21 protein-coding genes are annotated in these 24,080 nt (G+C 73.7%); 8 read left to right on the top strand and 13 right to left on the bottom strand.

Annotated elements, in window-relative coordinates; genetic code table 11:
• Window positions 1-9 precede the first annotated feature (9 nt).
• The 4 genes from ACVHNB_RS01760 to ACVHNB_RS01745 form a co-directional block, all read right to left on the bottom strand.
• Window positions 10-2,205 (bottom strand): FUSC family protein, encoded by a 2,196-nt coding sequence (locus ACVHNB_RS01760; protein ID WP_456227271.1) that lies wholly within the window; start codon window positions 2,203-2,205, stop codon window positions 10-12.
• A 34-nt stretch (window positions 2,206-2,239) separates the two neighbouring features.
• Window positions 2,240-2,587 (bottom strand): ArsR/SmtB family transcription factor, encoded by a 348-nt coding sequence (locus tag ACVHNB_RS01755; protein WP_428953228.1) that lies wholly within the window; start codon window positions 2,585-2,587, stop codon window positions 2,240-2,242.
• 63 nt (window positions 2,588-2,650) lie between these two features.
• A complete protein-coding gene (locus tag ACVHNB_RS01750) occupies window positions 2,651-3,751 on the bottom strand; it encodes a DUF2786 domain-containing protein (RefSeq protein WP_456227270.1) in 1,101 nt (366 codons plus the stop codon).
• Window positions 3,741-4,139, bottom strand: coding sequence for a winged helix-turn-helix transcriptional regulator (locus ACVHNB_RS01745; protein WP_428953230.1), 399 nt, complete (start codon window positions 4,137-4,139; stop codon window positions 3,741-3,743). Before ACVHNB_RS01745 ends, ACVHNB_RS01750 begins: the two co-directional genes overlap by 11 nt.
• Window positions 4,140-4,221: 82 nt before the next feature.
• Between ACVHNB_RS01745 and ACVHNB_RS01740 the strand changes: the two genes are divergently transcribed.
• On the top strand, window positions 4,222-5,070 hold the full coding sequence (locus ACVHNB_RS01740; protein WP_456227269.1) for an NAD(P)H-binding protein: 849 nt from the start codon (window positions 4,222-4,224) through the stop codon (window positions 5,068-5,070).
• Here the strand turns inward: ACVHNB_RS01740 and bla are convergent.
• A complete protein-coding gene (gene bla, locus ACVHNB_RS01735; protein WP_428953232.1) occupies window positions 5,028-5,909 on the bottom strand; it encodes a class A beta-lactamase in 882 nt (293 codons plus the stop codon). The two genes, ACVHNB_RS01740 and bla, sit on opposite strands and share 43 nt — an antisense overlap.
• 208 nt (window positions 5,910-6,117) lie before the next feature.
• Here bla and ACVHNB_RS01730 point away from each other — a divergent pair, with 208 nt between their 5' ends.
• On the top strand, window positions 6,118-7,806 hold the full coding sequence (locus ACVHNB_RS01730; protein ID WP_456227268.1) for a bifunctional 3'-5' exonuclease/DNA polymerase: 1,689 nt from the start codon (window positions 6,118-6,120) through the stop codon (window positions 7,804-7,806).
• A 31-nt stretch (window positions 7,807-7,837) separates the two neighbouring features.
• Here ACVHNB_RS01730 and ACVHNB_RS01725 read toward each other — a convergent pair whose 3' ends face one another.
• Together ACVHNB_RS01725 and ACVHNB_RS01720 are read right to left on the bottom strand one after the other, a co-directional pair.
• Window positions 7,838-9,121, bottom strand: coding sequence for a hypothetical protein (locus tag ACVHNB_RS01725; RefSeq protein ID WP_456227267.1), 1,284 nt, complete (start codon window positions 9,119-9,121; stop codon window positions 7,838-7,840).
• Window positions 9,122-9,152: 31 nt separating this feature from the next.
• The gene (locus ACVHNB_RS01720; RefSeq protein WP_428953235.1) at window positions 9,153-9,665 is read right to left on the bottom strand and encodes a SigE family RNA polymerase sigma factor; all 513 of its coding nucleotides are present in this window, start codon (window positions 9,663-9,665) and stop codon (window positions 9,153-9,155) included.
• A gap of 299 nt (window positions 9,666-9,964) precedes the next feature.
• On the opposite strand from ACVHNB_RS01720, the gene ACVHNB_RS01715 reads away from it, so the two are divergent.
• Window positions 9,965-13,063 carry an AfsR/SARP family transcriptional regulator gene (locus ACVHNB_RS01715; protein ID WP_456227266.1) on the top strand — a complete coding sequence of 1,033 codons (3,099 nt, stop codon included), beginning with the start codon at window positions 9,965-9,967 and terminating at the stop codon, window positions 13,061-13,063.
• A 7-nt stretch (window positions 13,064-13,070) separates the two neighbouring features.
• On the opposite strand, the gene ACVHNB_RS01710 is transcribed toward ACVHNB_RS01715, so the two are convergent.
• Window positions 13,071-13,280: a hypothetical protein gene (locus ACVHNB_RS01710; protein WP_428953237.1), complete on the bottom strand. Its 210-nt coding sequence runs from the start codon at window positions 13,278-13,280 to the stop codon at window positions 13,071-13,073.
• A 167-nt stretch (window positions 13,281-13,447) separates the two neighbouring features.
• Here ACVHNB_RS01710 and ACVHNB_RS01705 point away from each other — a divergent pair, with 167 nt between their 5' ends.
• Window positions 13,448-14,440, top strand: coding sequence for a LuxR C-terminal-related transcriptional regulator (locus ACVHNB_RS01705; protein WP_428953238.1), 993 nt, complete (start codon window positions 13,448-13,450; stop codon window positions 14,438-14,440).
• A gap of 21 nt (window positions 14,441-14,461) precedes the next feature.
• Here the strand turns inward: ACVHNB_RS01705 and ACVHNB_RS01700 are convergent, their stop codons facing one another.
• Together ACVHNB_RS01700 and ACVHNB_RS01695 are read right to left on the bottom strand one after the other, a co-directional pair.
• Complete coding sequence (locus ACVHNB_RS01700; protein ID WP_428953239.1) at window positions 14,462-15,106, bottom strand: response regulator transcription factor; 645 nt, start codon at window positions 15,104-15,106, stop codon at window positions 14,462-14,464.
• Between the two features lie 11 nt (window positions 15,107-15,117).
• Complete coding sequence (locus tag ACVHNB_RS01695) at window positions 15,118-16,389, bottom strand: sensor histidine kinase (protein ID WP_456227265.1); 1,272 nt, start codon at window positions 16,387-16,389, stop codon at window positions 15,118-15,120.
• A gap of 194 nt (window positions 16,390-16,583) precedes the next feature.
• On the opposite strand from ACVHNB_RS01695, the gene ACVHNB_RS01690 reads away from it, so the two are divergent.
• Window positions 16,584-17,222, top strand: a complete 639-nt coding sequence (locus ACVHNB_RS01690) for a DedA family protein (RefSeq protein ID WP_428953241.1) — start codon at window positions 16,584-16,586, stop codon at window positions 17,220-17,222.
• Here ACVHNB_RS01690 and ACVHNB_RS01685 read toward each other — a convergent pair.
• The gene (locus ACVHNB_RS01685) at window positions 17,206-17,958 is read right to left on the bottom strand and encodes a thioesterase II family protein (protein WP_456227264.1); all 753 of its coding nucleotides are present in this window, start codon (window positions 17,956-17,958) and stop codon (window positions 17,206-17,208) included. The two genes, ACVHNB_RS01690 and ACVHNB_RS01685, sit on opposite strands and share 17 nt — an antisense overlap.
• A 251-nt stretch (window positions 17,959-18,209) precedes the next feature.
• Here ACVHNB_RS01685 and ACVHNB_RS01680 point away from each other — a divergent pair, with 251 nt between their 5' ends.
• The 3 genes from ACVHNB_RS01680 to ACVHNB_RS01670 all read left to right on the top strand — a co-directional run bounded on the left by ACVHNB_RS01680 (window position 18,210) and on the right by ACVHNB_RS01670 (window position 22,214).
• The gene (locus ACVHNB_RS01680) at window positions 18,210-18,971 is read left to right on the top strand and encodes an ABC transporter ATP-binding protein (RefSeq protein ID WP_456227263.1); all 762 of its coding nucleotides are present in this window, start codon (window positions 18,210-18,212) and stop codon (window positions 18,969-18,971) included.
• Window positions 18,965-21,466, top strand: a complete 2,502-nt coding sequence (locus ACVHNB_RS01675) for an FtsX-like permease family protein (RefSeq protein ID WP_456227262.1) — start codon at window positions 18,965-18,967, stop codon at window positions 21,464-21,466. Before ACVHNB_RS01680 ends, ACVHNB_RS01675 begins: the two co-directional genes overlap by 7 nt.
• A gap of 100 nt (window positions 21,467-21,566) precedes the next feature.
• Window positions 21,567-22,214 (top strand): class I SAM-dependent methyltransferase, encoded by a 648-nt coding sequence (locus ACVHNB_RS01670; RefSeq protein ID WP_428953245.1) that lies wholly within the window; start codon window positions 21,567-21,569, stop codon window positions 22,212-22,214.
• 79 nt (window positions 22,215-22,293) lie between these two features.
• On the opposite strand, the gene ACVHNB_RS01665 is transcribed toward ACVHNB_RS01670, so the two are convergent.
• Complete coding sequence (locus ACVHNB_RS01665; protein WP_456227261.1) at window positions 22,294-23,286, bottom strand: TauD/TfdA family dioxygenase; 993 nt, start codon at window positions 23,284-23,286, stop codon at window positions 22,294-22,296.
• A 9-nt stretch (window positions 23,287-23,295) separates the two neighbouring features.
• Window positions 23,296-24,078 (bottom strand): 4'-phosphopantetheinyl transferase family protein, encoded by a 783-nt coding sequence (locus ACVHNB_RS01660; protein WP_428953247.1) that lies wholly within the window; start codon window positions 24,076-24,078, stop codon window positions 23,296-23,298.
• Window positions 24,079-24,080 lie beyond the last annotated feature (2 nt).

The following is a 24,080-nucleotide window of genomic DNA, read 5'->3' as shown; positions in this document are numbered from 1 at the left end:
GCGCACGCGCTAGGGGTGCTGTGGCCCGTCCGGTTTCTCCGCGGGCTTCAGCGTCATCGGCGGTGCGACGGTGTCGAGGGCGTCGGAGAGTTCCTCCAGGGTCTCCACGAGCATGCCCGCGCCGCGCCGGACGACGCGGTCCGGGACGCCCTCGCCGTCCCAGGCGTCGAGGGCCTCGCGGACCGGTTTCCAGCCGGGGACGCGGCGTTCACGGATGGCCCGGGCGCCGTCGCGGGTCGCGGCGCGCAGCGCGTCGGCGAGGGCGGCCGCGGCCGGGACGGGGGTGGCGTCGCGCTCCGGGAGGTGCGCCTCCATCAGCATCGCGACGCGGCCCAGGTGGTGCAGGGCGTGCGCGGCGTCGTCGGCGGCGGCGTTGGACAGGCCCCGGTGGCGTACGGGTTCGGTCCTGGCCCGGGCCGCGGCGTCCTGCCAGGCGATGTGCGCGTCCCGGGCCCTGAGCAGCGCCTCGCGGACGTCCGGGCAGGCCTTGCCGGCCGGGTGGGCGTAGTGGTCGACGACGACGGCCGCGTACGCGCCGAGCGCGACGAGCCAGTCGGCGAGGCGGGTGCGCAGCCGGGGGGTCTCCCAGGCCGGGTAGAGGGCGTACGCCAGCATCGCGAGGAGGCCGCCGACGAGGGTGAGCACGACGCGCTCGGGGACGGTCTGGTCCCAGGTCTGGCCGCCCATGCCGAGCAGGAAGACGACGTACGCGGCGACGCAGGCCTGGGCCGCGAGCTGGCCGGTGCGCATGAGCAGGTACATCAGGCCCGCGCACAGGACGGCCAGGGTGGCGGACAGCCCCGTGCCGGGGTGGGCGAGCTGGACGACGGCGGTGGCCAGGGCGACGCCGACGAGGGTGCCGCCGAAGCGGGCGACCGCGCGGGAGTACGTCTGCGAGAAGTCGGGGCGCATGACCATGACGGCCGACATGGGGGCCCAGTAGCCGTGGCCGAAGGGGAGGGCGTTGCCGATGAGGTAGCCGGCGACGGCGACCGTGGACACGCGGGTGGCGTGCCGCAGGATCGGTGAACCGGGCCGGGCCTCCCGCCGGATGGCCCGTACGGCGACGGGGACCAGCTGGAGCAGGGTGGGGCGGCTCAGCGGCCGGGCGGGCCGGTCCGGGGGCGCCGGCCGGTCCGGGACCCGCCGGGACGGGGAGAGCCGGTCCCGCAGTCCGGCGCCGATGGTCACCCGCTTCCAGGGCGCCGGCTCCCGCTCCGGGACCCCGCCCGCCGTCTCCACCACGTCCCGCAGGAGTGAGCCCAGCCGGGTCGCGGCGCGTTGCGCCGGGCCCGAGAGGATCGCCCCGGTGTCCGGGGTGCGGAAGGCCGCGATCGCGCCCGAGGGGAGGTCGACCGGGGTGCCGTGGCGGATGGCGCGGGCCGCCGCGTCCAGGATGGAACCGGCGGCGGCCAGCAGCTCACGGACCCGGTCGCGCTCGGGGCCCTCGGCGGGGACGCCGACCGCCGGGTCGGCGAGCGAGGCGAGGACCGGCCGGATGCGCTCGGCGAGGCCGCGGGTGCCGTGCAGCTGGGCGGGGCGGGTGCGGGCCTGGCGCGGGGTGAGCGCGGCCGCGTTGCGGGCCAGCATGAGCGGGGCCGGGTCGAACTCGGCGACCGGGTCGTGGCGCAGGCGGCGGGCGTAGTCGGCCTCGGCGGCGAGCGCGTCGGCGAGGGCGTCGCGGTGCGCTCCCCAGCGGCGTACGGGGAAGAGGATCACCAGGGTCGCCTGGACCAGGCCGCCGAAGACCATCATCGCCGCGTGTCCGGCCGCCTCGCCGATCGTCGTCGGCAGGGTGATGGTGACCAGCATCATCGCGACGTTCGACGAGGCGATGATGCCGATGGTCGGGCCCGCGGCCCAGGACAGGCCCGCCAGGAACGTCCAGACCGCGAGGAGCGGCAGGAAGAGCACCAGGTGGGAGCCGGTGAGGTAGCCGAGGAAGGTGGAGATGCCGAGGCTCGCGCCGGAGGCCAGCGCCAGTTCCGGGCGGGGCCGCCAGCTGCGCTGGAACGTGGCGATCGCCGCCTGGAACGCGCCGAACGCCGAGCCGGCCGCCACCGCGGGCCCGAACAGCGTGAGGCTGACGGCGACGACGATCGCGAGCCCGGCGGCGCCGCGCAGGGCGATCAGGGGTTCCAGGCGTTTCCGCTCGACGGTCAGGCCCGAGCGGGTGGTGTCCTTCAGCGCCCGGAACCAGCTCACTCCGTAAGAATACGGTCATTCCCCGTCAATACGGTCAGTCTTCCGTGTCGCCCCGGAGGACCAGGTCCAGCAGACCGGGAAACCGCTCCTCGAACTCGGCGCGCCGCAGCCGGTTGAACCGCTTGGGCCCCGCGTCCCGCTGCTCCAGCAGGCCCGACTCGCGCAGCACGGAGAAGTGCCTGCTCAGCGTCGCTTTGGTGACCGGCACGTCGAAGGTGCCGCACGCGCGCTCCCAGTCGGCGGCGCCCGCCAGTTCGCGTACGAGCGTGCGGCGGACCGGGTCGGCGAGCGCGAGCAGCGCGGCCTCCAGGGGCACGTCGGCCGGGTCGGTGTGCACCGGCGCCGGGCGGTGACTCGTCGCCTGTGTCACCCGCGTCGTCATGTCGGCCTCCTCATCGACTGTTCGCTGAGCAACGAACAGCCTATCCCTCGCGGGTGGATCGGCTCACGGCTCCCCGACACGGGCCCGCTCCGCCGCCGCCACCCCCTGGTCCCACCCCGCCGCATCGGTGACCCCTCTCATCCGAGTCGTCACCGTCTCCGGGAACATCTCCTGCGCCCGCCCCGCGACAGCGACATCGCGCGCGGCCAGGACCGGCAGCAACTCACCTTGCTCGCCGGCCACTTGATCGGCGACCGCCGCCAGCCGGTCGCCGATCCGGTGGGCGTACGCGGCCAGGAACGACTGGCGGAACGTCTTCGTGCGCTTGCGGCCCGCGGCCCGCTGCTCCGCCTCGGCCCGGGTCATCGCCGCGAAGGCCTGCACCAGCAGGGACGTGTGGAGGACCTCGACCGCCTCCAGGTCCGGCTCGAAGCCGACGACCGTCGAGAAGCCGAACGCGCTGTTCCACACGGCACGGCAGCGGTTCGCGCCGGCCACCGCGTCCAGGAGCACGGCCTTGGCCGTCTCGTAGGGGGCGTCGACGCCGATCCGGCACGCGGCGGGCGCGTCCTTCGCGTGCGTACGGGCCGCGAGCAGCGCCTCGTCGACCGAGTGCCGGGCCATCAGCTCCTGGGCCTTGGCGGACAGCGCCTCGGCCTCCGGCGGATAGCCGGTGGCCTCCGCCTTCGCGAGCAGCGCGCGGATCCGGGCCAGGGCGCGCGGCTCGCCCGCGACGGGCACCGTCACGGACTCCCCCGGCACCGGGCCGGCCGGTTCGATCGCGGGCAGCCGCAGCAGCAGCCGGTACAGCTCCAGGACGGTCGTGGCGTACGAGAAGCGGTCCTGGCGGGGCTCGCCTTCGGGGAGTTCGGCGAGCTGGGCCGGCCAGCGCGGCGGCAGCGTCGCGTACCGCCCGGTCTCCGCGCGGATCAGCCGGGCGGCGAGCCCCGCGTGCCCCGCGGACAGTTCGCGCACGACCATCCGGACCACGTCGGCGGGCTGCCAGCCGCGCTCCCACGCGCGGCGCACGAACTCAGCGCCGCGCCGGGCGAGTTCGGCGTCGGCGGACGGGTCGGCCGCGAGCAGGGACGCGCCGGTGTCCAGGTCGTGGTCGGCGGCGTACAGCGCGGCGGCGAAGGCCCGCTCGACGGTGCTAGTGCTCATGTGCGTCCCAGGCGGCGCGGGCGGCGGCGATGTCTGGCTTGTGTTCCCGGGACCAGTCGGCGAGGCCCTTGATGAGGTGGGTGAGGCTGTGGCCCAGCCCGGTCAGCTCGTACTCGACCTGCGGCGGGATCGTCGGGTGCACCGTGCGCGTCACCAGCCCGTCCCGCTCCAGGCGGCGCACGGTCAGGGTCAGCATGCGCTGCGAGATGCCGGTCACCGCGCGCTGCAGCTCGCGGAACCGCCTTACGCCCGCGGCGAGTTCGACGACGACCAGCACGGACCACTTGTCGCCGAGCCGGTCCAGGACGTCGCGGATCCCGCAGTCGTCGTGGTCGTCGCAGGTGACGACCGGCTCGGGAGTGGTTACCCCGGTGTGCCCCACTGACATCAAAGTGCCTCCTTACGGGCCTGCTCCCACGCCCCGACGATGGTCTCAGCACACACAACGCATCTCATGAGGGGGACCTTCCATGCTGCTGGTCACAGGCGCTTCCGGCGAGCTGGGCACACTGATCGCGGGGCGGCTCGCGGGCCGCCCCGGCGTCCTGCTCGGCACCCGCGAGCCGGGGGCCGGGACCGGGCGGCGCCGCATCGACTTCGACGCGCCCGGCACGCTCACGGAGGGCTTCGCCGGAGTGGACACGCTGCTCCTGATCTCGGCGGGCTACGGCGAGGACGACGAGGTCGTCGCGCGGCACGGGGCGGCGGTCACGGCGGCCGAGCGGGCCGGCGTGCGGCACGTCGTCTACACGAGCCTGTCGGGCGACGGCGACCACCTCCCGTACGCCCTGGCCCACCGCTGGACGGAGCGCCGGCTGCGGGAGTCGTCCCTGCCCGCCTGGACGGTCCTGCGCAACGGGCTCTACGCCGAACTGCTCGCCTTCCTCGCCGCGCCGGGCCCGGACGGCGTGATCACGGCGCCGCTCGGCGCGGGGCGGCTCGCCGCGGTGGCCCGGGACGATCTGGCGGAGGCGGCGGTGCGGGTGGCCCTGGACCCGGCGCGGCACGCGTCCCGCGTCCACGAGCTGGTGGGCGAGACCCCGCTGGGCGGCGCCGAGCTGGCGCGGGCCGCGGGCGCCGCGTACGCGCCGGGCACGCTGGCCGGGGCGCGGGAGCGGATCGCGGCGTCCGGCGCGCTCCCGTTCCAGGTGCCGATGCTCGTCGGGACGTACTCGGCGATCGCGGCGGGCTTCCTGGACGGTTCGGGCATCGCGGCGGCGGACCGCGGCACGCTCCGCGAGCTGCTCGGCCGGGCCCCGCGCCCGGCGGCCGAGGCCTACACCGAGGCGATCAACTCGGCTGCCCTCGCCACCAGTTGATCGTCGGGCGTGGCGTCCTGCGCGGGCTTGGTGGTGAGCACGGACAGGACGACGGGCGCGCCGGACGGGTCCCAGGCGATGCCGACGTCGTTCGCCGTGCCGTACTCACCCGTGCCGGTCTTGTCGGCGAGGACCCAGTCGTCGGGCAGTCCGGCGCGGAACCGCTTGCCGCTGGTGGTGTTGGCGAGCAGCCAGTCCGTCAGCCGGTCCCGGTCGGCGGGGTCCAGGGCCCGGCCGAGGACGAGCCGGGCGTACGTGGTCCCGATGGCGCGCGGTGTGGTGGTGTCCGTGGTCCGTCCCGGCTCGGCCGAGTTCAGCTCGGGCTCCCAGCGGTCGAGCCGGGTCACCCGGTCCCCGGCCGAGCGGGCGAAGCGGGTGACGGCGGTGGGGCCGCCGAGGTCGCGCAGGAGGAGGTTGGCGGCGGTGTTGTCGCTGTAGGAGACGGCCGCGCCGCACAGTTCGGCGACGGTCATGCCGTGCGCGAGGTTCTCGGGGCGGCCGGTGACGGGGGCGCCGCCGGCCCGGTCGATGTCGGCCTGCGTGTAGTGGACGCGGCGGGCAAGGAACGTGCCGTCGTGGTCGAGGTCGCGCAGCACCGCGGCGACGGCGAGCGTCTTGAAGGTGGAGCAGAGGGGGAAGCGCTCGTCGGCGCGGTGGGTGACCACGGCTCCGGTGCGCAGGTTCCGCGCGAACACGCCCAGGCGGGCGCCGTGCTCGCGTTCCAGGGCGGCCAGGCGGCGGCCGGTCCCGTCGGCGGCGCGGGCGGTCCCGGGTGCCAGCAGGGTGGTCACCCCCAGGGCGGTGCCGGTGGTCAGCAGGGCGCGGCGGCTGATGCGCAAGGTGGTTCCCGTCCTCTTCCGTTGCCGTCTCGTACGTGACGCGGGCGGTCTCGTCCGTGACGCGTGCGGTCTCGTACGTGTCGAGTGCCGTCTCGTACGTGTCCCGCCGAGTGAAACAGCGGCGCGGGCCCGCACGCGGCGACACCGCCGACTTGGCCGGAATGTTGGCCACAAGGAAATGTCAGTGCCGGATGTGACACTCGGCCGTGTGACCGAACGCTGGGCCCTCGCCCTCACCGAGCACGGCGGCGCCGACCTGGTGCCGCTGGGCCCGGACGGGCTGCCCGCCGGGCCGGTCACCCGTGAGCCCGACCTGGTCGAGAGCGTGCGGAGCCGGACCGGCGTGGCCCGGTGGGTGTGGCGGGACACGCATGCGGTGTACCCGCGGCTGCTCGCCGCCGGAGTGCGGGTCGAGCGGTGCTACGACATCGAGGCCGCCGAGAATCTGCTGCTGGCCCACGAGGGCCGGCACGGCGAACCCCGCTCCGCCGCGGCAGCCCTGGCCCGGCTGCGGAACGCGCCGGTGCCGCCCGATCCGCCGGCCCGGGTCGCCGAGCCCGGCTCCCAGTCGTCCCTGTTCGAGCCGCGCCCGCCCGTGGACGTACCGCTGGACAATCTCGTCGAGGTGTACGCGGACCAGCAGCGCAGACACGCGGCGACGGGCCTGCCGGACCGGATGCGGCTGCTCACCGCGTCGGAGTCCGCGGGCATGCTGGTGGCCGCCGAGATGCACGCGGCCGGGCTGCCGTGGCGGGCCGATGTGCACCGGGCCCTGCTCCACGAGCTGCTCGGTGAGCGGTACGCGGGCGGTGGCGAGCCGCGCCGCCTCGCGGAGCTGGCGGACGAGGTGTCCGCGGCGTTCGGCCGGCGCGTGCGCCCCGAGCTGCCCGCGGACGTGGTGAAGGCGTTCGCGCAGGCGGGTTTCAAGATCACATCCACCCGGCGCTGGGAGATCGAGTCCCTCGACCACCCCGCGGTACGGCCGCTGATCGAGTACAAGAAGCTGTACCGGATCTACACCGCGCACGGCTGGTCGTGGCTGCAGGACTGGGTGCGGGAGGGCCGGTTCAGACCCGAGTACCTGCCGGGCGGCACGGTCTCGGGCCGCTGGACGACGAACGGCGGCGGGGCCCTGCAGATCCCGAAGGTCATCCGCCGCGCGGTCGTCGCCGATCCGGGCTGGCGTCTGGTCGTCGCCGACGCGGCGCAGATGGAGCCGCGGGTGCTGGCCGCGATCTCCCGCGACCCGGCGTTCATGGAGGTCGCCGGCCAGGACGGCGACCTGTACCAGTCGGTCTCGGACCGCGCCTTCTCCGGCGACCGCGGCCAGGCCAAGATCGCGGTCCTCGGCGCCATATACGGGCAGACGTCCGGCGACGGCCTGAAGAACCTCGCGCTGCTGCGCCGCCGCTTCCCGACAGCGGTCGCCTACGTCGACGAGGCGGCCCGCGCCGGTGAGGAGGGCCGCCTGGTGCGCACCTGGCTGGGGCGCACGTGCCCGCCGGCCGTGGGCGCGGCCGACGCCGAGGAGGCCGGTCTCCCGCAGGACGATCCCGGACAGGCGTCCTCCGGCGCCGAGCCGGCGTACGGCTACGCGTCGTCGAACTCACGCGCCCGGGGCCGCTTCACCCGCAACTTCGTGGTGCAGGGCAGCGCCGCCGACTGGGCCCTGCTGTTGCTGGCCGCGCTGCGGCAGGAGCTCGCCGGGCTCGCGGCGGAGCTGGTGTTCTTCCAGCACGACGAGGTGATCGTGCACTGCCCCGAGGCGGAGGCGTCCCGGGTGACCGAGGCGATCCGCCGGGCCTCGGAGCTGGCGGGGCGGCTGACGTTCGGGCAGACGCCGGTGCGGTTCCCGTTCACGGTGGCGGTGGTGGAGTGCTACGCCGACGCCAAGTGACCTGACGCCGTGAGCGGGAACCGCGGGGCGACTACTGCTGGTGCCATGCCTCCGACAGGACGAGCCGCTTCAACTCGGCCATGGTCAGCGCCGGTTCGGGCCGGGTCGCGGCGGTGGACTGCGAACCGGAGTTGAACGCGGAGACCACGACCCGGAACCCGTCCGTGTCCATCGCGTCGGCGGTCCACATCACGATCCCCGTACCGCCCTTGTCGTCGCCGGCCCCCTGGTGCGTCGCCACCTGCGTGCCGTCGGGCAGCGTCTCGGCGTCGGACCCGAACAGGTCGCCCCGCACATCGTCCATGCCGGACTGCACATTGATCTGGACGAGCGTCTCGCCCTTGCCGTCGTCGACGACCACGTACGCGTAGCCGTCCCCCTGCCCGCCCTCGGCGGTGACCCGCACCCGGTGCGGCAGCAGCGCCTTGAGCTTCTTCAGCATCGCCGCCTTGTCGGTGCCCTGCGCGGGCGGCTGCTCGAGCGGCTCGGACGGCGCCTCGCCGAGCGCGCGCATCACGGGCCGCCACTTCGAGGACGTGACCAGGGTCTTCAACTGCCCGATGCTCAAGGGCGGTTCGGACCGGGACACCGGGGCGTCCTTCTCGGCGGCCGCGTTCCACTCGCCGGCGTCGACGGTGTACCCCTGCGGAGTCACGAGGTAGGCACGCCACAGCTTGGTGTCGACCCGCTTGTCCGGGTACTCGTAGCCGCGCATCAGCAGCAGCCGCGAGCCGTCGGACAGCGTCTCGTTCGTGCACGAGTCGTGCGCCACGAACCGCTTGTCGGGGCACTCCAGTTGCTGCTGCACGGCACCCCCGTCCGGGTCGGCCACGCCGACGCTGACCCCGATGGCGCCCTTGCCGTGCCCGTCGTCGTACACGAGGTGCGCGAGCGGCCCGGACCGGTCGGCGGTCCCCCGCCCGTCCCGGCCGCTCACCTTCCCCTCGGGCAGCAGCCCTTCGAGGATCGCGACCACCTTGTCCGCGCTCAACTGCGGGCCGTCGCCGTGCGCCCCCTTCTTCTTCGCGTCCGGCGCGGCGGCCGACGACGCGGCGGACGGCCGCGCCGCGACTCCGCTCTGCGCGACGGCGTCGAAGGCCCCGGCGGCGTACGACGCCCCGAGCCCCACGACGGCCAGCGCCGCCACACTCCCGGTCACCGCGCCGGTCCGCCGGCGCCGCAGCCGGCGACGGCCGCGCAGCACGCCGCCGTCGACCAGCGTCCGCCCGTCGGCGGCGAATCCCTCCCCGGTGCGCCGCAGCGCCCCCGAGAGAACGTCCTCGAAACCGTCCCGGCCGTCGTCCGCTCCGGACACCCCGACCACTCCCCTCTGCTTGTACGTATGGTCAGTGGGCGGCGAATTCGCCCACGGTGCCGCCGAGCTGCTCGCGCAGCCGGGCCAGGGCCCGGGTGCTGCGGGTGCGTACGGCGGCCGAGCTGAGGTGCAGCACGTCGGCGGTCTCCTCGATCGACCGGTCCTCCCAGTAGCGCAGCACGACGACCGCCCGGTCCTTCGGGGGCAGTTGGCGCAGCGCGTCGAGGAGCGTCAGCCGCAGGGACGGATCACCCGGCCCGGACGCCACCGGCTCCGGAAGGTCGTCCGAGGGCCGTTCGGCCGCCGAGCGGCGGCGCTGGTGCCCGAGGTACGCCCGCACGAGCACGGTCTGCGCGTACGCCGCCGGATTGCCGAGCCGCACGGTGGAGCGGCCCCACACGACGTACATCCGCCCCAGCGTCTCCTGCACCATGTCCTCGGCCAGATGGGTGTCACCGCTGGTCAGCAGGCACGCGGACCGGAACAGCTGACCCGTGCGCGCCTCGGCGAACTCACGGAACCCGCTCTCAAGCGACCGTCTCATCCCCGGCGTCCTCCCCTTCGCCTCACCTACACCTGATAGACGCGCCGACCCCGGCAGAATGTTTCACAGGTGCGCAATAATCGAATTGTCAATCGTGCGACTTCGCGGCAGCGGCATCCCGTCACCACTGTTCGATACACGGTTGACTTTGCATCCGACTTGATGATCATTGGGGGTGCGATGCTTTCATTTTCACAATCTGGAAAGTCGCCTCAGCCGCAGACAACGAGGTGAACCGGCCGGGTTGGGGACAACGGGGTGGGAAGGCGTCGCACGGCCGACGGGGAAGTGAATTCGCTGTGAGCGACGTGGTGTCCTTCAAGCTGCTCGGACCACTTGAGGCGGCCGCCGCCGGCCGTCCGATCCGGATCAGCAGCGCACGTCAGCGTGCGGTTCTGGCCACCTTGCTGCTCTCCTGCGACCGGGTCGTCTCGGTGGACAGCCTCACGGAGGCGGTGTGGCAGGGGGATCCGCCCGCCACCGCGCGCAACCAAATCGCTATCTGTATTACGTCTCTGCGAAGAATCTTCCGAGAGGCGTCCGCGCCGGACGCTTTGATCGAAACCAGCCACCCCGGCTACATACTCCACTCCGCGCACTGCTATATCGACCTGAAGGATCTGAACCAGTCGGTGGCGCGGGCCCGAATGGTGGCGGCACACAGTGAACAGGCCGCGGAGGCGACCGCGTTGTTCGAGCACGCTCTCGCCCTGTGGCGGGGACCCGCGCTCGACGGACTCGCCGGCACGCACATCGATGACATCTCCGGTCAGCTGGCCGAGTTCCGCCTCGATGTGAGCGAGGAGTACGCGGCCCTCCAACTGGGCCTCGGCCACCACCAGAAGGTCGGTCCGCAGCTCGCGGCCCTGGTGAAGGAGCACCCGCTGCGCGAGCAGGCCCGGGCCCACCTCATGCAGGCCCATCACATGGCCGGGCGGCGCGCCGAGGCACTGCAGGTCTACCGCGAGGGCCGACGGGCCCTGGTGGACGAACTGGGCATCGAACCGGGGCCCGTACTCCAGGAGATGCACCGCCGGATCCTGCAGGGCGGCGACGGCCCCGAGGGGTTCGCCGAACATCCGCGACCGGCCCGGGCCGCCGCCCCTGAACCCGCGCCGGTCCCCGAGCCCGTTCCCGCGCCCGCCCCCGTCGCCGTCCCGGCACCCGCCGCCGCGCCGCAGCCCGAGCCCGGCACCGGACCCGGTGCGCCGGCCCAACTGCCGCTCGCGCTGTCCACGTTCACCGGACGCGAACCGGAGATCGAGGCGCTCGACACGCTGTTGCACCGCAGTTCCGACGGGTCCTCGCTCGCCGTGGCCGTCGTCACCGGGGTGAGCGGCATCGGCAAGAGCGCGCTGACCGTGCACTGGGCCAACCGGATCGCCGACCGCTTTCCCGACGGGCAGCTCTTCATCGACGTACACGGTTACCACGAGTCGAACCGGCCGCTGTCGTCCATGTCCGTCCTCGACCAGGCGCTGCGCGGGCTCGGCGTGTCCAGCGCGCAGATCCCCGCCGGGCTCCAGGAGCGCGCCGCCCTGTACCGCTCCCTGCTGAACGACAGGAAGCTGCTCATCATCCTGGACGACGTGCGCTCGTTCACGCAGATCCAGCCGCTGCTGCCGGGGCGCGGCCAGTGCCTGGTGCTCATCACCAGCCGAGACCCGCTGGACGAACTGGTCAGCGACTACGGAGCCGTTCAGATCCACCTGAACGTGATGACGACGGACGAGGCCGACCGGATGCTCGCCACCGTGATCGGCCGCGAACGGGTCGCCGCGGAGCCGGACGCCGCGGCGCGGCTCGCGGAGCTGTGCGGACATCTGCCGCTGGCCCTGCGCATCGCCGCGGGCCGCCTCACCCCGCGGCCCTACCGGTCGCTGCGCCGGCTCGCCACGCGGCTGGAGGACCGGGCGGGGCGGCTCGACGTGCTGAGTTCCCCCGAGGGCGGCGTCCGCGCCGGATTCTGGCTCAGCTACCGGGAGTTGTCGCCCGAGGCGGCCCGGCTCTTCCGGCGGCTCGCGCTGCTCCCGGTCGCGGGCTTCGCCTCCTGGGCGGGCGCCGCCGTCCTGGACGCGGACCTGACGGAGGCCGAGGACCTGCTCGAACAGCTCGTGGACGCACAGCTGTTGGAGGTCTCCATGACCCGCGCGGACCTGCCCGCCCGGTTCCGCTTCCACGAACTGCTGCGGCTCTTCGCCTGGGAGCGCTCGCACGAGGAGGATCCCGACGACGCGCGCGCGGACGCCCTGGAGCGCACCTACGGGACTCTGCTCACGCTCGCCGACAACGCACACCAGCAGCTGTACGGGGCGGGCCATCTGCCGGGCCATCGGGGGCTACTCGCCCGCGAGCTGCCGGCGGACGCGGTGGCGGAGCTGCTCGCCGACCCCCTGGAGTGGTTCGAGTCGGAACGCGACGCCATCCTCGGCATGGTGGACGCGGCGACGCGGCGCGGCGACGCCGGCCACGCCTGGGAGCTGACCGCACGCACCGTGCCGCTCTTCGAGATGCGCAACTACCTGGAGGACTGGCAGCAGGCCGCGCAGAGCGCCCTGGAGTGCGCCCGGCTCGCCGACGACGCCTTCGGCGCCACGGTCATGCTGCGCTCGCTCGGCTCGCTCGCCATCTACCAGCGCCGCTACCAGGACGCGGAAGACCTGCTGACCTCGGCGATGGAGCTGCTCGACCAGGCCGACGACCCGCACGAGCGGGCCGTCGTGCTGCGCAACCTCGCCCTGTGTGCCCGGTTCCGGGGCGACCTCGACGGCGCGGCCGAGCGCTGCCGTGCCGCGCTCGACCGGTTCCGGCAGACCGACGACCTGGTCAGCGGCTCCCACGCGCTGGGCCTGCTGGCGCAGATCGAGCTGGAGCGCGGCAACAACGAGATCGGGATCGCGCTGACCCGGGAGGCCATCACGGCCGGCGCCGAGGCCGGGTCGATGCGCAGCCGGGCGCAGAACATCTACCGGCTCGCCGAGGCGTATCTGCGCATCGGCGATCTGCGCGATGTGGTCGCGACCTGCCACGAGGTCATCGAGCTCACCCGTGCGCAGGGCGACCGGCTCGGGGAGGCGTACGCCCTGCGCGCCCTGGGCGAGGCCCAGTGGCGGCAGGGGCAGTTCGGCGCGGCCGACGCCACCCTCGGCGAGGCGTTCACCGCCGCCGAGAGCGTCGGGGACCGGTTCCTGCAGGCCCGGATCGAGACCGACCGGGCCTGCTCCGAAGCCCTGCGGGGCGACGCCGCGGCGGTGGACCGGCTACGGCGGGCCCATCAGGCCTTCACCCTGCTGGCCGCGCCCTCGTGGCAGGAGCGCGCCGCCCGGCTCATCGACGTGGCCGGCGGCGTCGCCGACGGGCGGCCGGTCCCCCTGGAACAGCTCCTGGCCACCCGGTGATCCCGGACTACTTGGTCCAGGGCAGGTCGTTGTCGTCGTCTCCCTCGCCCAGGGTGGTCACCGTGTCGCTCACGAAGGACGTCACACCCGCGACGCCGGCCTCCGGGGCGGGACCCGTCCAGGGCAGGTCGTCGGCACCGGCCGTACCTCCGAGGAGCGCGATGTTCACCGCGACCGCACCGAGCACCGAAACGACGAGACCCGTCTTCTTCTGCATGTTCTGAAACCCCCTCCGTAGCTGATCTCTTCAGCTGGGCCAAACCGTACCCCAGCAAATTGTTGCGCCAATTTCTCCTCGATTTCTCGCGCCCGCGGCCGGAGAAAATGAGCCGACATACCCTCCGGCTAGGGTCTGCTCCGATGTCGAGCAGGAGGGGGAAGAGCGTGCTCAAGGAGATTGGCGTCGGGGTGGATGCGGAACGCGCCTACCGTGCTCTGCTGAAGCGGCCTGGGGCGAGCCCGCAGCAGATGGCCGAGCAGCTCGGATGGCCGCTCGACAGGGCGGCGGGAGCGCTCGACGAGCTCGCCGGGCTCGCCCTCGTGCAGACCTCGCAGGAACATCGGGACGGCACCCGCGCGGTGGATCCGGAACTCGGTCTCAGATCGCTCGTCCAGTCCCAGGAAAGGGAATTGCTCAAGCTCCAGCTGTCGCTCTCCGAAAGCAAACTGGCCGCCGAAAAACTCATTTCGGAATATCGGCGGGGCGCCGTCACGGGGGAAATCGACTCGGTGCAGCTCGCCAGTGGCCCGGACGCGATCCAGGCCTGCATCGAGAAGGTGAGCCAGGAGTGCCGCGAGGAGGCACAGGCGCTGCTGCCCGGCGGCGCCCAGCCCGCCGACCGGCTGCACGCGGCACGGCCCCTCGACCGGATGCTCCTGGAGCGGTCCGTGCACGTGCGGTGCGTCTACGCGCACAGCATCCGCAACGACCGCCCGACCACCGAGTACGCCCAGTGGCTGAGCGAGCAGGGCGGTCAGGTCAGGACGGCGCCGCACCTGCCGCTCAGGATGCTGATCTGGGACCGGAACAAGGCCCTGGTGCCGCTCGACCCGGACCAGCCCGACCGGGGGGCGTTCCTGCTGTCCAGTCCCGGTCCGGTGGCCGCGCTGCGCGCGTTGTTCGAGCAGGTGTGGAGCCAGGCGTCACGCTTCGGCCAGGAGCGGGCGCCGGGCCGGGCGCGGGAGCTGAGCGACGAGGAGGGCGCCGTGCTCGGGCTGCTGGCCGGCGGGCTCACCGACGAGGTGATCGCCCGGAAGCTCGGCGTCTCCGTGCGCACGAGCCGGCGGATCACCGCCGAACTGATGGCCAAGCTCGGTGCCCGCAGCCGCTTCCAGCTGGGCGCGCTGGCGGCGCAGCGCGGGTGGCTGACGGCCTAGGGCCGGTCCGGGAAGGACATGTCAGCCCCGCAGATACGCGAGGACCGCGAGCACCCGGCGGTTGGTCGTGTCGTCGAGCGACAGGTCGAGCTTGGTGAGGATGGAGCCGAAGTGCTTGCTGACGGTGCCCTCGCTCACGACCATGGCCGCGGCGATCGACGCGTTGGACTTGCCCTCCGCCATCAGCGCGAGCACCTCCTGTTCCCGTGCGGTCAGCCGGGACATCGGGTCGCGGCGGTGTCTGATCAGCTGCCGCACCACCTCGGGGTCGACGACGGTGCCGCCCTCGGCGACCCGGTGCACCCCGTCGATGAACTCCTCGACGTGGCCGATGCGTTCCTTGAGGAGATAGCCGACGCCGGTGCCGTCGCAGGAGTCCAGCAGGTCCTCGGCGTACGTGCGCTGCACGTACTGACTGAGCACCAGGACGGGCAGCCCCGGCCGGGCCCGGCGCAGCGCGATGGCGGCGCGCAGGCCCTCGTCGGAGAAGCCGGGCGGCATCCGCACATCGGTCACCACGATGTCGGGCCGGTGTGCGGTGACGGCCTCGGTGAGCTCGTCCGCGGTGCCGACGGCGGCGACCACCTGGTGGCCGAAGCGCTCCATGAGGCCGACCAGGCCCTCGCGCAGCAGCACGCTGTCCTCGGCCAGCACGATGCGCAGCATCAGTTCCTCAATCAGGGGTTTGAGCAGGGGACTTGAAGGCGGAACACGGTGGGGCCGCCGGGCGGACTGGACACTAGCAGCCGCCCGTCGAGGACCGAGACACGATCGGCGACACCCAGCAGTCCCGTGCCCTGCGCGGTGTCCGCGCCGCCGTGGCCGTCGTCCTCGACCTCCACGACCAGCTGCCCCTTCGTCAGCCGGCCGCGCACCTGGGCGCGGCTCGCGCCGCTGTGCTTGGCGACGTTGGCGAGGGCCTCGCTGACCGCGAAGTAGACGGCTGTCTCGATGGCTTCCGGGGGGCGCCCGGGCAGGTCGAAGTCGACGTCGACGGGGACCGCCGAGCGGTCCGCGAGATCCTCGACGGCCGCCACGAGACCGCGGTCGGTGAGGACCTGGGGGTGGATGCCGCGGATGAGTTCCCTGATCTCGACGAGGGCGGTGGCCGCCTCGTCCTGCGCCGTGGCGAGCAGGCCGCCCAGCGGCCCGTCCGGCGCGTCGAGCCGGGCGAGGCCCAGCGTCATGGACAGGGCGACGAGCCGCTGCTGCGCGCCGTCGTGCAAGTCGCGCTCGATCCGGCGCCGCTCGGCCTCGAACGCGTCCACGAGGCGGATCCGCGAACGTCCCAACTCCTTGATGCGGGTGTTCAGTTCACCGGTGGGCGAGGACAGCAGGAAGCGGGTGAGGGCGGCCCGGCCCGCGGCGATCGCGCCCAGCGGGTAGGCGAACACGGGCAGCAGCAGCGCCCCGGCCAGGGCCGCGCCGAGCGCCCCCGGCCAGCTGTCCACGATCCACATCTTGAGGACCCGCGCCTCCTCGCCGTCGAACGCGAGCATCACCGGCGTCGCGAGCAGCCCGCCGCACACGGTGAGCACGGAGCCCACGACGAGTGCTTCGAGGGGCCACAGCAGGAAGCCGAAGAGCACCGCGTAGCCCAGCTCGCGCCAGGTGCTGCGCTCCTGCAGCCGGGTGCGCAGCCATGCGGTGAGACCGGTGCGGCCGGGGTCGCGGTGCGGGTCGGCGATCGGCTCGGTGTCGATCAGGCGCAGCCGTCGGCGCTCCAGCGAGGCGAGCGGCACACCGGTGAGGACGAGCACGAGCAGCAGCGGAAGTCCGACGACGACCACGGTCAGCACGCCGCCCGCCACGGCGAGCAGCACCAGGGTGAGCAGGGTCGCGGCGCCCAGCGGCACGCTGCTGAGCAGATACAGCGCCGCGCGCCAGGGCCAGCCGCTGAGCACGTAGCGGCGCAGATGCAGCCGGGTCCAGATCGTCGGGGAAGGCATGGGCCGCACGTTATGAGACCTTCCGGGGCCGGACCACCCAGCTAGGTCCACCATCGGGGTGGGCCCTGGCTGCCCGCCAGGAGTGATCCCAGCTGCGATGTGCCGGACGGCCGGCGCGCGGTCTTCTTGAGACCGGACGCACCGGGTGCGTCCGGCCCCGCCCGGCGGGGCCGTGGCTCGGCGAGGGGACCGAAATGGCCTGGATCCAGGAACAGTTGGCGGCTGTGCCCGCGTGGCTGACGCTGCTGATCGTCTTCCTGCTTCCCATGGCGGAGCCCGCGCTGCCGCTGCTCGGCATGCTGCTCCCTTCACAGACCGCGCTGATGGCGAGCGGCGTGCTCGCGCACCACGGCAGTCTTCCGGTGCCCGCGGCGATCGCGATGGCGGTGCTCGGCGCGCTCGCGGGCAATGTGGTCGGTCATCTGGTGGGGCGGCGCTGGGGGCCACGGCTCGCCGCGAACCTGCCGGCCCGGGTGACCGGTTCGCGCAGCTACCGCACGGCGCTGCACACCGTGGGCACGTACAGCGCGCGGGCGGTGCTGCTCGGCCGGTTCAACGCGGCGCTGCGCACCCTGGTGCCCGTGATGTGCGGCGCCGCCGGCGTCCCGTGGGCCCGCTATCTGGGCCTGTCCCTGCTCGGCAGCCTGCTGTGGGCGCCCAGTTGTGTGGCGGTCGGGCTGATCGCGGGCGGTTCCTGGCAGAAGTGGGGCGGCTCCGGTGTACTCGCCGGGGCGTCCGCGGCGCTGCTGCTCACCAGCTCCCTGCCGATGCTGCTCTCGTACCGGAAGACGAGAAACGCCCAGGCCGCCGCCGAACTCACCACCGCCCGTTGAGGTACGTGAGGAGTTCGGCCTCGCGCGGCACGAGGTAGAAGTGGTCGCCGGGAAAGACCTGGTGCTCGTACGTGGACGTGGTGAGCGGCTGCCAGGACAGCAGGTCGGCCAGGGAACAGCCGGGGTCGCTCACGCCGCCGACCGCCGTGAGCGGTGCGCGCAGCGGCGCCGGGTCGGTGGGCCGGTAGGACTCGATGAGGCGGAAGTCGCCGCGCAGCGAGGGCAGCAGGAGCGGGCGCAGGTCGGGGTCGTCGTAGACGGCCGAGCCCAGGTCGCCGAGGCCGCGGGCGGAGGCGACGAGGCGGTCGTCGTCGAGGAGATGGAGCGTGCCACCGCGTTCGGTGTGGGGTGCGCCGCGTCCGGAGACGATGACCAGCTCCGGGACGACGCCGTGCCGCTCGTCGAGCCGGCGTGCCACTTCGTAGGCGACGGCGGAGCCGAGGCTGTGCCCGAACAGGGCGAGGGGAACGCCGAGTTCGGGCTGGAGCGCGTCGGTGATCCGGTCGGCGAGCTCCGCCATGTTCTCGGCGCACGGTTCGGCGAGCCGTTCCTGGCGGCCGGGGTACTGGGTGGCGAGCAGTTCGACGCCGCGCGGCAGGCGCGCCGCCCAGCCGTGGAACAGGGTCGCCGTGCCGCCCGCGTGCGGGAAGCCGATCAGCCGCAGCCGGACCGCCCCGTCCGCGGTCGGATAGCGGCGGAACCACCGGCTCCTGATCCCGGCACCTGCGACGCCCATGCGAACCCACCCTCACGCTGTCGTGGCACGGCCCCGCTCGGGCCCCGTCCCCGTCATGATCCGCCGGTTCCGGGCCCGATGGCGGGGCGCGCGCGGGCAGGACGCTGCCGCTGCAGGTTCCTGCACCCCGACGGCCTGCACTTTTCGTGCCGGGTGCAGCCATCGTGCACAGGAGGGTGGAGCTACCTCCACCCCGAAGACTCCGTCCCGCTCCGATGTGACCGTCGGGCGGGCCCGATTGAGTGGACACCATGAATCAAGCAGCCGTCCGGCTCCGCACGGTGACCCGGTCCTACGGGACCGGTGAGAACGCGGTCACCGCCCTCGACCAGGTCAGCCTCGACATTCCCCGGGGCACCTTCACCGCCGTCATGGGGCCGTCGGGCTCCGGCAAGTCGACCCTGTTGCAGTGCACGGCGGGGCTGGACCGGCCGACCGGGGGGCAGGTGTTCCTCGACGAGACCGATCTGACCCGGCTGAGCGAGAAGAAGCTGACCCTGCTGCGCCGGCAGCGCATCGGCTTCGTCTTCCAGGCCTTCAACCTGCTGCCCGCGCTGACCGCGGAGCAGAACGTCGGGCTGCCGCTGCGGCTCGCGGGCCGCCGCCCGAGGCGGGCCGAGGTCCTCGAGGTCCTGGAGCAGGTGGGGCTGCGCGAGCGGGCCGGACACCGGCCCAGCGAGATGTCGGGCGGTCAGCAGCAGCGGGTGGCGCTGGCCCGCGCCCTGGTCACCCGGCCCGAGGTGCTGTTCGGTGACGAGCCGACCGGCGCCCTGGACTCCACCACGAGCCGGGAGGTCCTGACGCTGCTGCGCGCCATGGTCGACCGCGGCCAGACGGTGATCATGGTGACGCACGATCCGGTCGCCGCGTCCTACGCGGACCGGGTGCTGTTCCTCGCCGACGGCCGGGTCCGCGACGAGCTGTACGCGCCGTCGGCGGAGCAGGTCGCCGGACGGATGACGGCCCTGAGCGCCGCCGTCCCGTCGAAGGCCGCGGCGGTGGCGTCGTGCTGAGTCTCGCGCTGCGCGGCATGCGCACCCGCTGGGTCACCTTCGTCGGCTCGTTCCTGGCGCTCGCGCTCGGCGTGGGGCTCATCGCCACCACGGGTCTGGCGCTCGCGGCGACGTTCGACGCGCCGGAGCGCGGCACCGAGCGGTTCGCCGAGGCGAAGGTGGTGGTGCAGGCCTCGGACCAGCTGAAGGTCGACACACCGATCGGTGTCCGTGCGTCGACGCTGACCGACCCGCGGGCCGTCCCGGAGAAGCTGGCGGAGCGCCTCGCCGCGGTGGGCGCCACCGCCGAGGACCGTACGTTCCCGGTCTCGGTGTCCGGCGGTGCGCGCCTCGGCGAGGACGCGGGCGCGCCCGTGGGCCACCCGTGGACGATCGCCGCCGCCACGCCCTACCGGCTCTCCTCCGGACGCGCCCCCTCAGCGCCCGGCGAGGTCGTCGTCACGACCGGGCCCGGCGCGCAGGTGCGTACCGGCGACCGGATCGAGGTGGGCACGCCCGCGGGCACCGGCACCCGCACGGTGGTCGGCACGGTGCCGGGCGCCGGATTCGAGTCGGCGGTGTTCTTCACCGCCGCCGAGGCCGCCCGCGTCTCGCCGCGGATCGACCGCGTCACGGTGGACGCCGATCCGGCCGCGGTCCGTGCGGCCGTCGGCCCCGGCTCGGGCATGTCCGTGCTGACCGGCGACGACCGGCGCCGCGCGGACCCGGACCCGGACCGTGACAAGGAGGCCCTGGTCTCGGTGAACGCGCTGCTCGGCACCGCGGCCGGCATCACCGCGTTCGTCTCGGTGTTCGTCGTGGCCTCGACGTTCACCTTCGCGGTGGCGCAGCGCAGGCGCGAGTTCGGCCTGCTGCGGATGGCGGGCGCGACGCCCGGTCAGGTGCGGCGCATGGTGTACGCGGAGGCCCTGGTGATCGGGGTGCTCGCGTCGGGTGCGGGCTGCCTGCTCGGCCGGTGGGGCGCGCCGCGGCTCGCCGCGTGGATGTCGGGGCAGGGCATCGCTCCGGCCTGGTTCCGGATCGGGGAGCAGACCTGGCCGCTCCATGTCGCCTTCTGGACCGGGCTGTTCGTGGCCCTGTGCGGGGTGGTCGTGGCGTCCTTCCGGGCCGGCCGTACCGGCCCCACGGCGGCGCTGCGGGAGTCCGCCGTCGACAGCGGCACCATGCCGTGGAGCCGCCGTCTGGTGGCCGCGGCCGTGCTGCTCACCGGCCTCGGGCTGCTGGTCATGGCGCTGGTGGAGAACCCGGGCGACGTGCTGAAGCGCAAGACGTACATCACGCAGCCGATGCTCCTCATCGTGGCGTTCGCGCTGTTCGCGCCGGTCCTGGTGCGTCCGCTGACCCGGCTGCTCACCTGGCTGCCCGCCCGGCTGCCGGGCGCCGTGGGCATGCTGGCGCGGGAGAACGCGGCGGCCGGGGTGCGCCGGACGGCGGCCGTGGCCGCGCCGGTCATCATCACCGTGGCGCTGGCCTGCTCCCTGATGGGCACGACGGCCACGATCAACGAGGCCAAGGCCGCCGAGGCCCGTACCCAGACCCGGGCCGACTTCGTGGCGTCGGCGGGCGACGCGGGCCGGGCGCTGCCCGACCGGTTCGTCCGGGCGGCCCGCGCCGTGCCGGGTGTCACGGTCAGCACGTCCCGCTCGACCGGGGTGACCGTCCTGGAGGAGGGCACCGCCCTGGTCCGCTCGGAGGCCCGCGCGGTCGCCGACCCCGAGGACCTGGCGGCTGTCTCGGAACTGCCCGTGGTGGCGGGCAGGTTGAGCGATCTGGACGATCACAGCATCGTCGTCAACGAGGAGTGGCTGACCACCCGCGTCGGCCAACAGGTCCCCGTCTGGCTGGGCGACGGCCGCAAGGTGAGCCTGCGGATCGCCGCCGTCCTCGCGGTCGGCACCGGCAGCAACGGCGTCTATCTCACCGACCACAACGCGTCGGCCGCCGGCATCGACCGCGTCGACATCAAGGTCACCGGCGACGCCGACCGGGCGGCCGTCGCCCAGCGGCTGCGCGCGGCCGGCGAGGCGAGCGGCGTCGAGGTGCGCACCGCGGGCCGGTGGGTGGACGCGCACTACCCGCGCTCCAGCGAGTCCACCCGGCTCGGCCTGCTGATGATCCTGGCCATCGCCCTGGTCTACACGGGCATCGCCCTCGCCAACACGCTGGTGATGGCGACCACCGACCGGGTCCGCGATCTCGCGGCGCTGCGCCTGACCGGCGCGACGAAGGCCCAGGTGCTGCGGCTGGTCGCGGTGGAGTCGGTGATGGTCGTCGTGGTCGGCGCGGTGCTCGGCGCGGCGGTCTCGGCGGTGAACCTGCTCGGTGTCTGGGGCGCCCTCGGGCTGCTCGACGTGTGGTCCGGGGTCGTCGTGCCCTGGCCGACGGTGGGCGCGGTGATCGGTGCCAGCGCGGTCCTCGCGGTCCTCGCGGCGGCCCTGCCCGCGTCGTTCGCGCTGCGGACCCGGCCGGTGGAGCTGGCGGGCATGCGGGAGTAGCCGGCGGACCGCGCCGAAGAAGCCGTCGTGGACACGTACCGATCCCTACGAGCCCGAGAGGCAGTAAACGTTGACGAGTGAGACCGGTGCGGCCGGGTCGATGTTCAGAGAATTCCTGCGCTCTCCCCTTCAGGTCGGCGCCGTGGCCCCCAGCTCGCGCCGGCTCGCCACCGAGGTGGCGGTTCCCGTGCCCGAGTCCGGCGACCCGGTGGTCGTCGAACTCGGGCCCGGCACCGGCGCGTTCACGGCGGTCATCCAGGAGCTCCTGGGCGGCCGCGGCCACCATCTGGCCGTGGAGATCAATCCCCGGCTCGCCGCGTCGCTCGCCGCACGCTATCCGCGGGTGCGGGTCCTGAACGCCGAGGCGTCCGCGCTGCCCCGGCTGCTCGAGGAGTGCGGGCTCGGCCCGGCGGACGTCGTCATCAGCGGTCTGCCCTGGGCCACCCTGCCCCGGCCGGTGCAGCGGACGACGCTCGACTCGGTGCGGCAGGCCCTGGCTCCGCAGGGGGCGTTCACGACGTTCGGCTATGTGCACGCGACGCGCCTGGCCTCCGCCCGGCGGTTCCGGCGGATGCTCGGCTCGTCCTTCGAAGAGGTGGTGCCGGGGCGCACGGTGTGGGGCAACGTGCCGCCGGCCTTCGTCTACCACACCCGGCGGCCGCGCCCCCGCAAGGCGTCCGCCGCCCTCAACCTGCCTGCCGCACGCGACAGTTCGTGCGCCGCGGCAAGCACGGTCATGCGCGCCTGAATCCCCCGGAGCGCGCATGAGTCCGCCGCCGTACCTGTCCGGTACGGCGGCGGATCCGTTTCGGGGCCGGCCCGCGGCGTCAGCCGTCGGACGGCTCCGCCATCGCGACCGCGATCTTCCGCGGCCCGGTGAACGGCTCACGGGCGTGCGCGGCCAGCATGTTGTCGACGACCAGGACGTCGTGCCGCTCCCAGTCGAAGCGGGTGCTGGCGTCCCGGTAGCACTGGCGCAGATGGGCGACGACGTCGTCCGGGATCGGCGCCCCGTCGCCGTAGTAGGAGTTGGTGGGCAGGTCCTCGGGCGCGAAGATCTCCAGGAGGCCGTCGCGCACATCGGGGGCGACCGTGCTGACGTGGAAGAACGTGATGTGGTTGAACCACACCGTCTCCCCCGTCACCGGGTGGCGGTGCACCGCGTCGCGCACCGCCGTGGTGCGCAGCCCGCCCGCGGTCCATTCCACGTCGATGCCCTTGCTCGCGCAGTACGCGGCGACCCGCTCCTTGTCGTCGGTGTTGAACGCCTGCTGCCACGGAACGCCGAAGTCCTCGTGGAAGTTGCGCACCACGCGCCAGCGGCGCCGGGTGAACTCCTCGCGCACCTCGGGGTCGATGGCCGCGTGGACCGCGCGGATGTCGGCGAGCGGGGTGGCGCCGAGCGTGTGGGCGGGCTCGATGCAGAAGAAGTACAGGGTCTGCGGCCAGACCGACTGGTACGAGCTCTCGTTGTGCAGGAAGATCTCCTCGTCCGCCGGGTAGTCGGTCGAGGTGTACACCTGCCCCTTGATGGTGCTGCGCGGCGAGGAGCGTTCCGCGTACGTGAGCGGCGGTGTGCCCGACAGGGCGTGCACCGAGCCGTTGAAGCCGTCGACGCCGTCGACGGCGAAGCCGCGCAGCAGGACCGCGCCGCGTTCGGTGAGGGCGGCGCGGATGCCCGCCCGGTGCTGTGCGATGTACGCGCCGATCTCGGCGTCGGGGTCCGGCGCGAGGAAGACCTTGGGCAGGTGGCCCGGCAGGTCGATGCCCCGGGCTGTTGCGGCGGTCGACGGCGAGCTCGCCTGGGTGGTGGCGGTCATGGTGGGTCATCAGCTCCTGGAGGAGGCGAAGGGTTCGAGGACGGAGTGGGAGAGCGGGGTGCCCTGGGCGCGCAGGACGACGGGGCCCGTACTGGCGGCGGGCCTGGCGAGCGCCACGAACAGGTCCGCGCGGCTCGGCACGTCCTGGACGAGCCAGTCGCCGCCGGCGCCGTCCGCGCAGGAGACGACGAGCGGGCCCGGGTCCTCGGGATGGACCTCGAGGGACTTGAGGTCCCCGGTGATACCGACGCCGATCGCCTTCACAACCGCCTCCTTGCGGGTCCAGCACCGCAGGAAGGCGGCCTCGCGGGCCCCGTCGTCCGGCAGGCTGTCCAGATGGTCGAGTTCGGACGGGGACAGGACGAGCGACGCGGCGCCGGCCGGGCTGCCCGACCGGCCGTCCTCCACGTCGACCCCGACCTGCCCCGCGCAGGTCACCGCGAGGGCCCAGTGCGGGCCCGCGTGGGACAGGTTGAACTCCAGTTCCGTGTCCGGCGCTCGGACGACCGGCCTGCCGTGCCGCGGGTCCGCGCACCACGGGCAGGGCGTCGTGCCGAACCGGATGCCCGCGGGCGCCACCCCCAGATACCGGGCGAGAACCCGGCGTACGGCGATGTGGGCGCCCGCGTAGCGCAGGCCGTCGAGGCGTGACCTGCGGCGCATCACCTCGCGCTCGGCCGCGGAGAGCAGTCGCAGCTCGGCCGCGGACGGCGGGGCGTGCGTGGCGCCCTGCCAGAGGTGGACACCGCCGCTGTCGCACAGGGCGCGGTATTCGCGCTCAGCGGTACTCACCG

The sequence above is a fragment of the Streptomyces sp. YJ-C3 genome (assembly GCF_053891275.1).
The sequence above is the reverse complement of the archived record's forward strand: the minus strand, read 5'-3'. Positions and strand labels throughout refer to the sequence as shown.